Annotated in this window: 11 protein-coding genes and 1 pseudogene; 9 read left to right on the forward strand and 3 right to left on the reverse strand. The window is 64.4% G+C overall.

All coding sequences use genetic code 11. The annotated features are described in order from the left end of the window. Positions 1-6: 6 nt before the first annotated feature. From trbC to SP6_RS13745, 7 genes are all read left to right on the forward strand, one after another. Positions 7-753: a type-F conjugative transfer system pilin assembly protein TrbC gene (gene trbC / locus SP6_RS13720; RefSeq protein ID WP_007406615.1), complete on the forward strand. Its 747-nt coding sequence runs from the start codon at positions 7-9 to the stop codon at positions 751-753. Continuing rightward, positions 750-2,591, forward strand: coding sequence for a conjugal transfer protein TraN (locus SP6_RS13725; RefSeq protein WP_007406612.1), 1,842 nt, complete (start codon positions 750-752; stop codon positions 2,589-2,591). Before trbC ends, SP6_RS13725 begins: the two co-directional genes overlap by 4 nt. A 24-nt stretch (positions 2,592-2,615) precedes the next feature. Then, on the forward strand, positions 2,616-3,011 hold the full coding sequence (locus SP6_RS13730; protein WP_231727521.1) for a hypothetical protein: 396 nt from the start codon (positions 2,616-2,618) through the stop codon (positions 3,009-3,011). After that, positions 2,992-3,228 (forward strand): hypothetical protein, encoded by a 237-nt coding sequence (locus SP6_RS20495; RefSeq protein WP_082052519.1) that lies wholly within the window; start codon positions 2,992-2,994, stop codon positions 3,226-3,228. Before SP6_RS13730 ends, SP6_RS20495 begins: the two co-directional genes overlap by 20 nt. Before the next feature lie 2 nt (positions 3,229-3,230). Beyond that, positions 3,231-4,055: a conjugal transfer protein TraF gene (locus tag SP6_RS13735; protein ID WP_007406581.1), complete on the forward strand. Its 825-nt coding sequence runs from the start codon at positions 3,231-3,233 to the stop codon at positions 4,053-4,055. A 65-nt stretch (positions 4,056-4,120) separates the two neighbouring features. Continuing rightward, positions 4,121-5,521 (forward strand): conjugal transfer protein TraH, encoded by a 1,401-nt coding sequence (locus SP6_RS13740; protein ID WP_007406607.1) that lies wholly within the window; start codon positions 4,121-4,123, stop codon positions 5,519-5,521. A gap of 24 nt (positions 5,522-5,545) precedes the next feature. Beyond that, the gene (locus SP6_RS13745) at positions 5,546-8,374 is read left to right on the forward strand and encodes a conjugal transfer protein TraG N-terminal domain-containing protein (RefSeq protein ID WP_007406614.1); all 2,829 of its coding nucleotides are present in this window, start codon (positions 5,546-5,548) and stop codon (positions 8,372-8,374) included. Here SP6_RS13745 and SP6_RS13750 read toward each other — a convergent pair. Beyond that, positions 8,371-8,574 (reverse strand): hypothetical protein, encoded by a 204-nt coding sequence (locus SP6_RS13750; RefSeq protein WP_037569807.1) that lies wholly within the window; start codon positions 8,572-8,574, stop codon positions 8,371-8,373. The two genes, SP6_RS13745 and SP6_RS13750, sit on opposite strands and share 4 nt — an antisense overlap. Positions 8,575-9,730: 1,156 nt before the next feature. On the opposite strand from SP6_RS13750, the pseudogene SP6_RS20505 reads away from it, so the two are divergent. Together SP6_RS20505 and SP6_RS13765 are read left to right on the forward strand one after the other, a co-directional pair. After that, positions 9,731-10,441 (forward strand): annotated as a pseudogene (locus tag SP6_RS20505) (IS5 family transposase). Between the two features lie 147 nt (positions 10,442-10,588). Further along, the gene (locus SP6_RS13765; RefSeq protein WP_007406590.1) at positions 10,589-11,275 is read left to right on the forward strand and encodes a pentapeptide repeat-containing protein; all 687 of its coding nucleotides are present in this window, start codon (positions 10,589-10,591) and stop codon (positions 11,273-11,275) included. On the opposite strand, the gene SP6_RS13770 is transcribed toward SP6_RS13765, so the two are convergent. Together SP6_RS13770 and SP6_RS13775 are read right to left on the reverse strand one after the other, a co-directional pair. Further along, the gene (locus tag SP6_RS13770; RefSeq protein ID WP_007406583.1) at positions 11,262-12,137 is read right to left on the reverse strand and encodes an SDR family oxidoreductase; all 876 of its coding nucleotides are present in this window, start codon (positions 12,135-12,137) and stop codon (positions 11,262-11,264) included. The two genes, SP6_RS13765 and SP6_RS13770, sit on opposite strands and share 14 nt — an antisense overlap. After that, entirely contained in the window at positions 12,134-13,348 is a 1,215-nt protein-coding gene (locus tag SP6_RS13775; RefSeq protein ID WP_007406598.1) for a multidrug effflux MFS transporter, read from the reverse strand. Before SP6_RS13775 ends, SP6_RS13770 begins: the two co-directional genes overlap by 4 nt. Between the last annotated feature and the right edge of the window lie 8 nt (positions 13,349-13,356).

Here is a 13,356-nt window from a genome sequence, read left to right on the forward strand (position 1 = left end):
AGAGACATGCGTCTTCTGACATCGGGCATCGTCGCGCTTCTCGGCACTGCTGGTCTTTCGGCATTGCTCGCGCAATCCGTCGACGGGGTCGACGTTCAGGCCGTCAAGAAGCGCGCGGCCGACATGGCAGCAGAAGCGCAGGCCTTCGTCGACCAGGTAAAGGACCGCGGTGACGAATTCCGCGAGCAGGCGAGCGCCGTCCGTAAGTCGGGCATCGACAACATGCAGCGGGTTGCCGCGACCGATCTGCCAAAGGGACCGGAAGGTAAGATCGACTTCGACGAGCTGGTGCAGGGCGCGGCGACAAATGCCAATGTCCCGGGGGGCGATGCCCCGCAGTTCATCGTCTTCGCCAGCCTGTCGATGCCGCCGGCGACGCTCAAGCAGCTGATCGCCGATACCGCGCGGGCAGGCGGCGTCGTCGTTTTCCGCGGCTTCCCCAACAACTCGGCCAAGGAGTTCGTCAGCCGTCTCGGCCAGGTCGTGCAGAAGGGCGACATGCCGAATATCGGCATCGACCCGCGGCTTTTCCGCGCCTTCGACGTGCAGGCGGTACCGACATATGTGGCGGTCTCGTCGACCTTCGACCTGTGCGCCGGATTTCACTGCCAGACCAAGGTTCCGCCCCATGATCGCATTGAGGGCAACGTCACGGTCGACTATGCCCTCAACACCTTCGCGGAGGCCAACGGACCGGGCGCGCGCATCGCATCGGTGGCGCTCGGCAACCTGGCGCGGAGCCGGCGCCAATGAACCTTCGCGCCATCGTGGCCGTGCTTGCCGGCGTCTGCCTGACGATCAGCTCTGCTGGCGCGCAGCAGATGACGATCGAGCAGGCGCGCGAAGAAGGCAAGGCGTTTGGCAACGCGAAGCGGGGAGATGAGAGCCTTGTTCCCAATTCGGAGGCGCAGGCCCATGCCGTGCCGGGCTATTCCGGGACCAATCAGCCGCAGAGCACCTACTTCGACGATCCGGATGCGCTCATCGCGGCGGGGACGGCCCAGCGGTCGACGAACGAGTCCTACCGGACCGTCACCGACGCTGATCGCACGCGGCCCGCCTTCAGCAACACGGAGATCCTTGCAACGACGTCGCGCGCAACGTCGATCGAGAACGATCCGTCGGCCTACCTCGCCGATGAGAATATCGGCTCGACCACCGGCCAGTGCCAACCGCTCCCGCCAGGTTCCGGCGCGGGAGGATATTACGAGGCGACGTGCAACCAGGGAACGAAGCTCGACGAAGTGCCGAGGTCCTGTTCTATCAGGATGGCGCCTGAGATCACGAAAACCGACGCGTACAAGTATTTCGTCGTTCCCGACAGCGCCTACGGTACGCCGTTCGCACGCTATTCCTCGATGGCGCCGCACGTCGCGGCCGGAACCTGCAAGCCCACGGGCGTGGCCATGCAGGCCTGCGCCGCGCACCGGATTTACGGCGTGTCCACCAACAAGTTCTGCGACGACTACTATGCGACGGAGTATGTCTGCTCGCAGAGCCTGGGGGATATCGCCCTCTTGCCGAGCCCCATCACTGGCGAGGGCTGGCACGAGAAGACCGTCCAGACCAGGGTGACGGTGAAGCGGGTCGACGGCTGCGCCGAAATGGCAGCCGATGCGATGTGCACCGCTGCCGCGGCCGGCGAGGTCTGCACCGAAGGACCTGAGACCCGGATCATCGACGGCGTGCCGGTCACGCAGGCCTGTTGGGCGTGGAAGCGCGACTTCACCTGCAATGTCATGAGCGCAGGGAACGACTGCGGCGATCTCGACGCGAACCGACAGTGCACGTTTCTGCGCGAGGACTGCCTGGACGACCCGCAGCAGGGTGCGTGCAAGGTCAAGGAGAAGGTCTATCGTTGCCCAACACCGGACACCCCGACCTCAAACGCGCCGCAGTACATCTGTGGTGACGATGTCTACTGCATCAACGGGGACTGCGAGCCGATTACCCGCGAGGCCTCGACCGAGTTCAAGGACGCCTTGGTCGCGTTGCACGCGATCGACGACGCTTCAAAGGGCTTCGACCCGAACAATCTCACCGTCTTCTCGGGAACGCGGGACACCTGCCACAAGCCGGTCTTCGGCCTCATCAACTGCTGCGCGGGCAAGGTATCCGGCGCGCTGACGGTCGCCGCAGGCGGCGCAGCGCTCGCCGGCGGGCCCGTCGCGATCGCCGCGCTCGCGACCCCGTTCCTGGCGCTGTTCGCCTGCTCCCAGGACGAGATGAAGCTCGACATCAAGGACCGCATGGGTTTCTGCCACAAGGTCGGAACCTGGTGCTCGTCCAGCTTCCTCGGCATCTGCAAGACGAAGAAGACCGCCTATTGCTGCTTCGAAAGCAAGCTGAGCCGTGTCCTTCAGGAGCAGGGCCGCGTCCAGCTGAACAAACCTTGGGGGAAGCCCAAGAACGAGCAGTGCAAGGGCTTCAGCATTGCCGAGTTCCAGCGGCTCGATCTCTCGAAAATGGACTTCACGGAAGTGTACGCCGACTTCCTCGACGCGGCCAAGCTGCCGGACGAGGTCCAGACGATGACCGAGATTCAGTCGAAGATTCAGAACTACTACGACCTGCATGGAGGCAAGCCATGACCAGCCACGAGCCAGGGGATCGAGATGACGGCCACGGCGAATGACCTGCTCTCTGCCGGCGCTCCAGGGTGTGACTGGAAGATGACCGTGTTCGAGCTGGCGATTTTCATGTGCCTGTATCGCGCCGGGCAGCCGCGGCGCGTGGAGGACATCTGCAAGGTGATCGGCGGCTGGTTCGAATGCGTGGTCGACCCGCCGGCCGCAGCTGCGCCGATCGAGCACATGCTGGCCAATCGGTGGCTCGCGGAAAAGGGTCATGGCCTTTGCGCAACCGAGGAAGGCCGCCGTGCGGCGCGACCGCTGATGAGCGGCATGGTGCGGATGCTCGACCATGGGACGCGGCTGATCGATGTCGCTCTGATGATGTCCGTGCTGCGCTTGTCGAAAGGAGAACTGGACCATGGCATTCGCGATCTTTGAGCCAGCGATCTTGGCGGTGCTGCTCGCCGGCGTCGGCCAGCCAGCACCTGCAGCGCCTATGTCCGCGCCCGCCTCACCGTGCAGTCGCCACGCAACCATCACCTCCGCCTTCGACTGCTGCCTCGACCTCGCGCTGTGGAAGGCGCCGCCCACCGCACCGCTCAACCACCCCGCGCCATCCCCGGACGGTGCGGCAGATCAAAAGGAAGGACGATGAGCATGTCCAAGGTCGCGAAGCTGGCGATGCTCCTGCTGGCGGTCGCGCCCCTGGCGGCGCCGCTGCGGGCGCAGGATGCCGAGCGTCGGGACGACAGCGTCGAGGCGTCCGACCGCAGCGACGATTTCTACTGCGGCGAGCGCAGGCTCGGACAATGGTTCTACTGCACCAAGCCGAAGCCGCCCGAGACCGCGAAGGCGCAGCCGCAGACGTCCGAGCAGAGCGCGGCGGAGCGCCTCGACGCCATCACGCGGCAACTGGATGAGCTGAAGGCGCGGGCGATCCTCGATCCGTCGGAAGAGAACGTCATTGCCTATGTCCGTTTCCAGCGTGAGCAGCTGGACCGCGCGTCGACCTTTTCGGACACCTGGCAGCGTGCGCTCTGGCAGAATCCGGACATCGACTACACGCTGCAGCGGCCGGTCAACACGGTGGCCAAGCGCGCCTGGCTCGACAACCGGAAGGCCGACCGCGACCAGGTGCTGACCAACCTCGGTCAGCGCTACGGTCTGTTCTACTTCTACGCGCAGAGCTGCGGCGCGTGCGAGGTCTTTTCGCCGATCCTGCGATCGGTCGCGGACGGTCACCGCATGGCCGTGATGGCCGTCTCGATGGACGGCGGGCCGAGCCGCGACTTCCCCAACTATGTGGTCGACTCCGGCCAGCGCGCGCGGATGGGGATACCCGGCAACGAGACGCCGGCACTCGTCCTGTTCGACACCGCGACGAAGCGCACCATCCCCGTCGGCTACGGCATCCTCAGCGCCGATGAGATCATGGATCGCATCTTCATGCTCACCAACACCAAGGTCGGGAGCGACTACTGATGTCCATTCAACGGCAGAAGGGTCGACTGAAAAGGCTGGCTCACCGCGCCGGCGCCGCCCTCTCCATGGTCGCCGCATCGCATTTCGCGCTCATCGGTGTCGCACGGGCGGACGTCGCCTCGGAGATGAACGGGTTCTTCAACGACGCCGGCGGCGCGGCGAACGTCACCGGGCCAACGGCGTTCCAGGGGCAGTCGGCCGGCTACTACTCGCTCGGCAACGTCTGGACGCGCTTCCCGCAGAAGAGCGTGTCGCCCTTCAACCTGCAGCTCCCAAGCGCGCGGGCGGGATGCGGGGGTATCGACCTGTTCTCCGGCTCCTTCAGCTTCATCAACGCGAGCGAGATCGTCGCGATGCTGAAGGCGACGGCGAACAACGCGCTCGGCTTCGCCTTCAAGCTGGCGATCGACAGCGTCTCGCCTGAGATCGGCAAGGTCATGGACGAGTTCAGCCAGAAGGCTCAGCTCCTCAACCAGATGAACATCTCGAGCTGCGAGACCGCGCAGGCGCTGGTGGGCGGGATCTGGCCGCAGATGGAAACCACCCGATCGACCATCTGCGAGGCTGTCGGCAACAGCCAGGGCGTCTTCTCGGACTGGGCCGCGTCCCGCCAAGGCTGCAACAACGGGGGCCAGAGGGACGCGACGCTCGCTGGCAACACCGACCCGGCGATGAAGGAGCAGATCATCGGCGACCCGCACAATTATACGTGGGAGGCGCTGAAGAAGTCGTCAAAGTTCGGAGCATTCGACCAGGCCTTCTCCGAATATGTGATGACGCTGGTCGGGACGATCGTCACGACCCCGCCGACAGGCAGCGAGCATGGCCCGAAGGTGGTGATCTACGGACCGGCCGAGGAGGCGGTCGTGACGGCATTGCTCGACGGCACCGCGAACGCGCCGGCAGTGAAAATCCTGAAGTGCAACAACGACCCGTGCACCGACGTCTCCGACCAGACCCTGAACGTGCCTGCGTCAAGCGCGCTTCGGCCCCGGATCGCGACGATGATCAAGAGCATGAGCTCCAAGATTCGTAGCGACACCGCGCTCGACGCAGCCGAGAAGCAGCTGCTGAACATGGCGACGGTTCCGATCTACAAGATCCTCGCGGTTCAGGCCTACGCCCACTACGCGCTCACCGACGGCGAGATTCAGACGCTCTCCGAAATCGTCGCGGTCGATCTGCTGAACGCCATGCTCGACAACATGCTCGACAGGGTGGAGCAGGCGAAGGTCTTCTACCAGACCGCGGACCAGGAGACGGCCTCGCAGTGGCGCCAGCAGATCGCGGCGACCCGCGCCAAGTTCGCGCAGCGGGACGTGAAGCTCAGCAACAAGCTCCAGGTGACGATGCAGATCATCAACCGGAGCATCATGCTCGAATCGACGCTGCAGAACACCATGACGCCCGGCATGTCCTCAGCGCTAAACTTCTCGCGGGGACTGAACGCGCAGGGCCTGCTCTAGGCGCGCAACAGGGAGGTAGCGGCCGTGCTCGAGGTCTACACCGTCGGCGGGGGCGAGTATCTCGTCAACACCTTCAACGCCGTAGCAGCGTGGGCGGGGGGAGGGGGCTACCGCTCTCTCCTGCGGGTCGTGATGGTGATGGGGCTGATCTATTCGCTTCTCGTCGTCGCCTTCACCCTCAACTTCCGCGCGTGGTTGAACTGGTTCCTCCAGGCGACGGGTATCTACCTGTGCCTCATGGTGCCGACGATCGACGTGAAGGTGACCGACCGCCTCAATCCGAGCCTGTCGCCCGCGACGGTGGCGAATGTTCCTCTTGGCCTGGGGGTCCTCGCGAGCTTCACCACCCAGATTGGCGACTGGCTAACCCGGACGGCCGAAACCGTCTTCGTCATGCCCGGAGAGCTCAACTACACGACGAATGGCATGGTGTACGGCGCACGGCTGTTCGACGCGACCCGCAACTTCACCATCCGCGACGCGGAATTCTCGACCAACCTCGAGAACCACTTCAAGAACTGCCTGTTCGGCGACGTGATGCTCTACCAGAAGTCGCTCACCAACCTTGCGAAGGCGCCGGACCTGTGGGCGGCGATCGGGCCGGGCTCGCAAGCGCGGTCGCAGGAGTGGCTGGAGAGGCAAGGCGACGGCTCGGTCCAGAACTTCATTGTCACGTGTCGCCAGGCCTATGACACGCTGAACGGCCAATGGGCGACCATGATCGAGGCGAACGCGGAGCCTTGGGCAAAGGAGGTCTATCCCAAGCTCAGCAATGCTGTCGCCGCGGCGAAGCTCAAGCACGACGTCCCGATCGTGAATGCGGCCTTCACAGGCTCGGGCGACGATTTCACTGGCGTCATGAGGCAGAACACCGCCGTCAACGCCTTCATCCAGGCGCGAAACTCGATGGCCGGCGGGAGCGGGGCGGCGTCGATCGACACCTTCGCACAGACCCGGGCGGACATTCAGGCTCGGAACACCTATAATTCAATCGCGCAACAGGCGATGGCCTGGGTGCCGATCCTGAACATCGTTCTCACAGTCGTCTTCTTCGCGATGTTCCCCGTCATCTTCCCGCTCTTCCTGCTTCCACAGACAGGGCTGAGCTCGTTGAAGGGCTACGCGATGGGGTTCTTCTATCTGGCTTCATGGGGACCGCTTTACGTCATCCTGCACATGATCTGCATGACCCGCGCCGAGGCAGCCTCGAACGGCGTCGCCTCCGGCGGGATGTCGCTCGGAAGCTACGCCGGCATAGGCGCCGTGAACGGCGAGACAGCGACAATCGCAGGCTTCATGCTGATGAGCATACCCTTCCTAGCGGGAGGTCTCGCGCGGGGAGCGATGTCGATCGCCGGGCAGGCGACGTCGATGCTGGCGCCGGCGCAGAATGCCGCGGAAGCTGCGGCGCTGGAGCAGACTACCGGCAATTATTCCTACGGGAACGTGAGCTGGGCGAACTCGACCTCGAACATGCGGCAGGCCGACCAGTGGCAGACCGCACCCAGTTTCATGGGCGGCGCGGCGAGTGTCGGATGGCGTCAGGACAATGGCGCTCTCGTCAACGGCTTCGGCAACGGTCAGGACGTGTTCGACACCAGCGGCGCGATCTCGCGGTTGGGATTCACGCCCACCATGTCGACAGGCACTGTCGCCGAGTGGCGGCAGATGGCAAGCGAGGCGCATCGTCAGTCGCAGGCCTACGACAATGCGGCACAGGAGATGCTCACCTGGACCAAGACCGAGCGGAGTGCGTACGGCACGTCGAGCGAGCGTTCGTCTGGCTGGGATTCGAGCAGCGGCCGCTCGTCGAACACGTCGGTTGAGCAGTTTGACCGGACGACTGGCAGCAGTTCACAAGGATTAGAGGATCGGTCGTCTACCGGCCAGAGCCTGACTGTGTCCAACGGCCATGACCGATCGGCGGGTACTGTCAACCAGGTGTCAGGCTCTGTATCAGTCGGATTGCGCGGTGGTCAGCAAGGCACCGGTGGCGCGCGTAGCGGCATCGGAAGAGTTCTCGGTCGCTTGCCAGGCGTGGGCGGCAGCCTCACAACGCAAGGTCAGCAGCAGGACACCTTGCGGCATGGAACGACAGATACTCGTTCGTCTGATAGTTCCAGTACCGCGAGCAGCGGGGTCCGGGACGAGCATGCCAATGGTACGGGCGCAACGTCCTCCGATGGCACTTATGACCGCTCGGGCGTTTTCAGCCGCGCTTCGACCACTTCCAGCTCCTCCCTCACCCACGAGCAGGCGCTGGCACGTGCCCGGTCGTACACGGAGACGGCCCGAAAGCTCGAGGAGTTGTCGCAGCAGCTCTCCCGCGATGCCAGTTACGCCGAGACGCACGGCATGCAGCTGAGCGAGAACATGAGCCAGGATCTGGCGCAGTGGTATCGGGCGCAACAGGCTTCAAACCCCGGCCTGGATGCTCCGGAGTTGTGGGCGACTGACCTCAGCGACCACCAGCGCGCCGTTCGGCAGGAGATGGTAGCGCGCTGGATGCGCGAGAAGCAGGACGACATTCGCGAAGAGATCGCTGGTAAGCTGCAAGAGCCTGATCTCGTCCAAGTCCACCGGCCAGGTGTCGATAGCGCGGCGGATGTCGCGAGCTCGTATCGACCGCATGGCGTATCAGACAATCCGTCCGGCCCTGCCGGCGGCGATCCTCGGGCCGCCCAGTCGATTATCGAGTCAGGTGGAGACCGGCTCGAGAGCGATCGTGGCGCGGCGCAGGCTGCTCGGACCAACGCCGTGCAGGGTTCGGTCGACGTCCAGCTAGAGGTGAATCGCGACCACAACCGCGGCTTCTTCAATGATCCGAAGCTGCGGGAGCGACCGCGGCGCTAGATTGCGAGAAAGAAGTAGCCGATAACGCCTGCCAGAATCGCATAGGCGACCAGGTAGGCAACCGCGCTCGCTGTGCTGACATTACCATCGGCGTCGGTCACCGGGCCGTGAGGCTCAAACCCATCGTCGACGAACTGAATGATCGGACCGGCTGAATTATCCTGTGTGATTAAGTATGTCGCGGCGTCCAGCTTAAGCATAAGAACCTCCGAACCTGTCCATTACAAGGTTCGAGGCTTGATAACAAGGTGGTGAGGGAGGAGCGGCTCCGGCGCGAAACGGGAAATGCTCGCTGAAGAGCGGGCCACAGCGGGGGCCGCAGCTCCTGATCTCTCGCGCATGGCCGAGATGACGGTAACTGTCGCAGCATCGTCATCGCGATCCAGGTTAGCTATAAACTAGGGACTAGGAACTCCGGCGGAGCGCTTGGGCTCTGCTTCTCGCTGACGTGAAGCCGGCCCTAGTCGGCGAACTCCCGCACGGTCCTAATCGACAACTTGGGCCGTCGGCGCCGAACTGGTCCATCGAGGGGCCACCCGTCATTGTCCCGCGCGGCGCCCTCCAGCCTTGCCCTTAGCTCCTGCGCCTGCCCCTCATATTCGATCGCCAGCAGCCTGTGAGCCGAGGCCGCCTCGACGCTGTGGGCGGCCGCGGCCGCGGCTGCCTCATCGCGTGCGCGACGCACGTAATATTCAAGGTCTTCCCTGCTCATGCAACTCTCCTCCAGCGCCTCTCCCGAATGAGTGGTTCGGCGTCGAGCCGGCCCCGCGCCACCCGAGCGGAGCCGTTGTGCTCCTTTCGGATCCTGTCGTGCGCCTGCACCGAAATGGCTTCCGGCCGGCCGCAGATTAAGGTCTCGCGTGTCAAGTGCCGGCTACCCGACGATGGAGGTGGGGCAGGTTACGCTGGACCTCCCATTTTGTATCACGCCCTTCATAGGCGTTCCACCGATATGTCGGGGGGCTTCTGAGGCGGGCTTCGCCAAAACTCACTGGAAGTTGCCCGCCACCCATGAATCTTTGACGCCCGTGTTTTGGACGAGGGAAGGCCTTATCCCGGAAGTGCCTTTGATCCGGCGATATTGGTGGCGTGGATGATGTTGTAGGCCAATACCGAGAGGACGGCTTCGGCTTTACCCGTCGGAGACCTCTCGTGAGGAATCTACCGCGCCAGAAATGCGTTTTATCGTCCCGAAGGGATGCTCGACGGTGCAGCGCCGCGTGCGCATCAGACTGGGGTCGGCCAAAATCCTGGCCTCCATGGCGCCAAGGTCGACGCTCACCGCGGCGCGATCTCACAGAACCCTCCAGATTCACTTTGCGTTGCGGATGTGACTCACGCTGCGAATGGATCGAGATGGCTGACCGACGCCCATTGGCGAGGATTGAACCGCATTGTCTGGGTAAGCCGACTGACCCTGGGCGTAGCGGTAGAGACAACCGGCTGTTTCTGGAGGCGGTGCTGTGGATTGCGCGCACGGGCAGTCCGTGGCGCGATCTGCCGGAGCGGTTCGGCAACTGGAGCACGGCGCTCCGGCGGTTTCGCGACTAGCGTGCAGCTGATGTGTTCAAGCGGATTTTCGACGCGCTGTCGGACGAGCCTGACCTGGAATACGCCATGGTCGATGCAACGATCGCGAAAGTCCACCGTCACGGGCAGGGCGCAAAAGGGGGAATCAGCGCCAGGCCATCGGCCGCTCCAAAGGTGGCATGACGACCAAGAACCTGGCGCTGACCGATGCGCTCGGCAATCTGGTGCGCTTCCGGCTGGTGCCCCGGCCAGCGCTTCGACAGCGTCGAGGTGGCGCCGCTCATCGACGGCCTCGCCTTTGAAGGGCTGATCGCGGACAAGGCCTTCGACAGCAACGCCATCCTCGCCGACCTGGATGAGCGCGGCGCCGCCGTCATCATCTCGCAGCACCCCAAACGCATCGGCGCACGACAGATCGATGCCGCCGTCTATACCTGGACCCATCTGATCGAAAACTTCTTCTGTAAACTGAAGGAGTTCAAACGCACCGCCATGCGCGCCTGCAAAAGCGACCCCAGCTTCGAAGCCATGATCTAACTCGCAGCCGCCGTCATCAACTCACGGTGAATCCCAATAGTCCCTAAATCGGCTATTTCGCATTCACGCACGACTTCCCGCGGGCGGCCATTGCTTAGAGGCATGGCGAGTGTGGATAACATTGGCTGACCGAGCTACCAGTCACCAGTGGATAATCTGTTTTCCGATCGCTCAATTCACGACCAGGCGTTGACCCGGGCCGATGTCGAGCGCCTGCTCGCGTCCCCGTCTCATCTCATCGACTGCGATCTCGAAGCGGCCGACCTCGCCAGACTGGACCTATCCCGCTGGACGTTCGAGCGATGCAATCTGCGCCGCGCCGACTTCACCGGCGCGAAGTTGGAGGGCACGGCCTGGCGGTCTTGCCGCGCCGCTTTCGCGCAATTCACCGGAGCCGACCTGAGCGACGCCATCTTCGTCGCCAGCGACTTCAATAATTGCGTCCTGCGCGAATCAACCCTTGCCGCCGCGAAATTCGAGCGATGCAAGCTGACGGGCGCGGACCTGTCGAACGCGAAAGCGCTCGATATCCGCTTTGATGAAACCCTGTTGATCCATGCCAAATTGCCGGGATTATCGTTCCGCAAGCGGATCCTGAAGAAGATCGACTTCGGGCAAGCCGATCTGCGCAGGTGCGACTTCCGCGCGACGATCTTCGAGGAGTGCAGTTTGCGCGATGCGGTCATGACGGGATCGCGTTTCGACGGCGCCGATCTGCGCGGCGCCGACCTGGGCGGCTTACGGCTTGTCGACGCCAGCCTGTTTCGCGGTGCGACGATCTCCCGCGAGCAGGCCGGCCAGCTCTTGAGCGAACTGGGACTCAATGTGCGTTGATGGGTCGGTCCTTCAGCGCCGTTGCGAGGGCCTCCGACAGCGGCGTGGTCGGCCGCCCGATGAGCCGGCTGAGCTGGCGGCTGTCATCGAACAGGCCGCCCTTGGCGATGCCGATGTCGGAGGCGACCATCCGCGCGGCGATCGGCTCCGGCAGGCCGCGCACCACGAGCGCCGCCCGGCATTCGTCCGCCGGCAGGTCGCGATAGGTGACGGTCTTGCCGGAAAGCCGGGTGATTTGCGCCGCGAGCTCGGCGAGAGTGAAGGCCGTATCGCCCGCAAGCTCATAGACCTGGCCTGACTGATCGGCCGTGGCCGTCAGGACGGCCGCCGCACCAGCGGCATAGTCGGCGCGCGCGGCGGCCGAGATGCGTCCGTCACCGGCGGCGCCGATGATCGACCCGTTATCGATCGCCATGCCGACGCTGCCCGTATAATTCTCGATATACCAGCCGTTGCGCAGCAGGACGTGGGGAATAGCGGCCTCGGCCAATGCCGCCTCGGTCGCGACGTGCTCCTCCCGCACCGCGAGCGGCGAGCGGTCGGCATGGAGCAGGCTGGTATAGGCCAGCAGCTTCACCTTTGCGCGCTGTGCCGCCGCGATCACCGCGCGGTGCTGGGGCACGCGCCGACCCATCTCGTTCGACGAGATCAGCAGTAGCCGCTCGATCCCGGCAAGGGCGCTGTCGAGAGTCTCGGGCCGATCATAGTCGGCCTGCCGCACGGCGACGCCCTTCGCGGCAAGCTCCGCGGCCTTGTCGGGGCTGCGCGCCAGCGCTGCGATGTCGGATGCGGGGATCGTCTGCAAGAGCGTGTCGATGACGAGCCGGCCGAGCTTGCCGGTGGCGCCGGTGATTCCGATCATGATGCGGGTTCCTTCTGCAATTCGAAGACGCGCGCCCTCGGAAAGACACCAAAGGCAAGCAGGCAGGCGGCGATGCCGCTTACCGCGATCGTCAGCACCATCGGCAATGCGGTGCCGTCGGCGGTGAGTCCGACGATGAGCGATGCGAGGGTTCCCGCCGCGAACTGGATCGTGCCCATCAGTGCTGCGGCCGTGCCCGAGATGGCGCCATAGGATTCGAGCGCCATCATGCTGTTCAGCGGCATCACGAAGGCGAGCGCGGTGATTGCCACGAACAGCAAGGCGGCCAGCGCCACGATGCCCGCGCCGCCGCCCAGTTCGAGCAGGGCGAGAATGACCGCTGCCGCCGCATAAACGGCCAGCGCCGCGCGAACGATCGTCTGCGGGGCGAAGCGATGCATGAGACGAGGCGCGAGTTGCGCGCCGGCCGTCAGGCCGACGGCATTCATGGCGAAGATCAGGCTGTAGGCGGCCGGGGTCAGGCCGTGGACGGAGATGAACACGAAGGACGAGCCGGCGAGGTAAGCGAAGAAACCCGCCTGTGCGACGGCCATCACACCGACATAGGCGATGTAGCGCCGGCTGACGATCAGATGCAGATAGTTGCGCGCCACGTCGGCCGGGCGGGTCGCGGTCCGCAGGGCAGGCGGCCGCGTCTCTGGCAGAACGGTGGCGACCAGTAGCGCACAGCCAGCGCCGACGATCGCCAGCAGCACGAACAGGGCCGGCCAGGGTGCAAAGGCAAGGATGGCCGTTCCCAGCAGCGGCGCAATGACGGGCGCGACACTGAGCGCCATCATCATCAGCCCCATCAGGCGGGCGGCGGCATGGCCGGTGTAGAGATCGCGGATGATGGCCATGCTGATCGCCATGCCGACCGAGCCGCCAAGGCCCTGCACGAAGCGCCAGGCGATCAACTGTTCGGGCGTCGCCGCGCTCGCGCAGCCGAGCGCAGCGGCGACAAACAGCGCCAGTCCCGCATAGATCGTCGGCTTGCGCCCGATCCTGTCGGAGAGCGGGCCGCAGAAGAGCTGACCGATCATCAGGCCCGCGAAGAAGGTCATGAGGCTGAATTGCACGGCGCCTTCGCCGGCATGGAGATCGGCGGCGATCCGCGGCATGCCCGGAAGATACATGTCGATGGCCAAAGGGGCGAGCGCGCCGAGGCTTCCGAGGATGGGTGCGATGCGTCTTGATGCTATGGGCTGCAATGCGAATG

Origin of the sequence: Sphingomonas paucimobilis NBRC 13935, assembly GCF_000739895.2 — a bacterium.
Lineage (GTDB): Bacteria > Pseudomonadota > Alphaproteobacteria > Sphingomonadales > Sphingomonadaceae > Sphingomonas > Sphingomonas paucimobilis.

Coding starts and splice junctions, on each gene's coding strand:
- SP6_RS13735 (WP_007406581.1), top strand. CDS start 3,231: ATGTCCAAGGTCGCGAAGCTGGCGATGCTCCTGCTGGCGGTCGCGCCC.
- SP6_RS20495 (WP_082052519.1), top strand. CDS start 2,992: ATGGCATTCGCGATCTTTGAGCCAGCGATCTTGGCGGTGCTGCTCGCC.
- SP6_RS13750 (WP_037569807.1), bottom strand. CDS start 8,574: ATGCTTAAGCTGGACGCCGCGACATACTTAATCACACAGGATAATTCA.
- SP6_RS13725 (WP_007406612.1), top strand. CDS start 750: ATGAACCTTCGCGCCATCGTGGCCGTGCTTGCCGGCGTCTGCCTGACG.
- SP6_RS13740 (WP_007406607.1), top strand. CDS start 4,121: ATGGTCGCCGCATCGCATTTCGCGCTCATCGGTGTCGCACGGGCGGAC.
- trbC (WP_007406615.1), top strand. CDS start 7: ATGCGTCTTCTGACATCGGGCATCGTCGCGCTTCTCGGCACTGCTGGT.
- SP6_RS13770 (WP_007406583.1), bottom strand. CDS start 12,137: ATGATCGGAATCACCGGCGCCACCGGCAAGCTCGGCCGGCTCGTCATC.
- SP6_RS13730 (WP_231727521.1), top strand. CDS start 2,616: ATGACGGCCACGGCGAATGACCTGCTCTCTGCCGGCGCTCCAGGGTGT.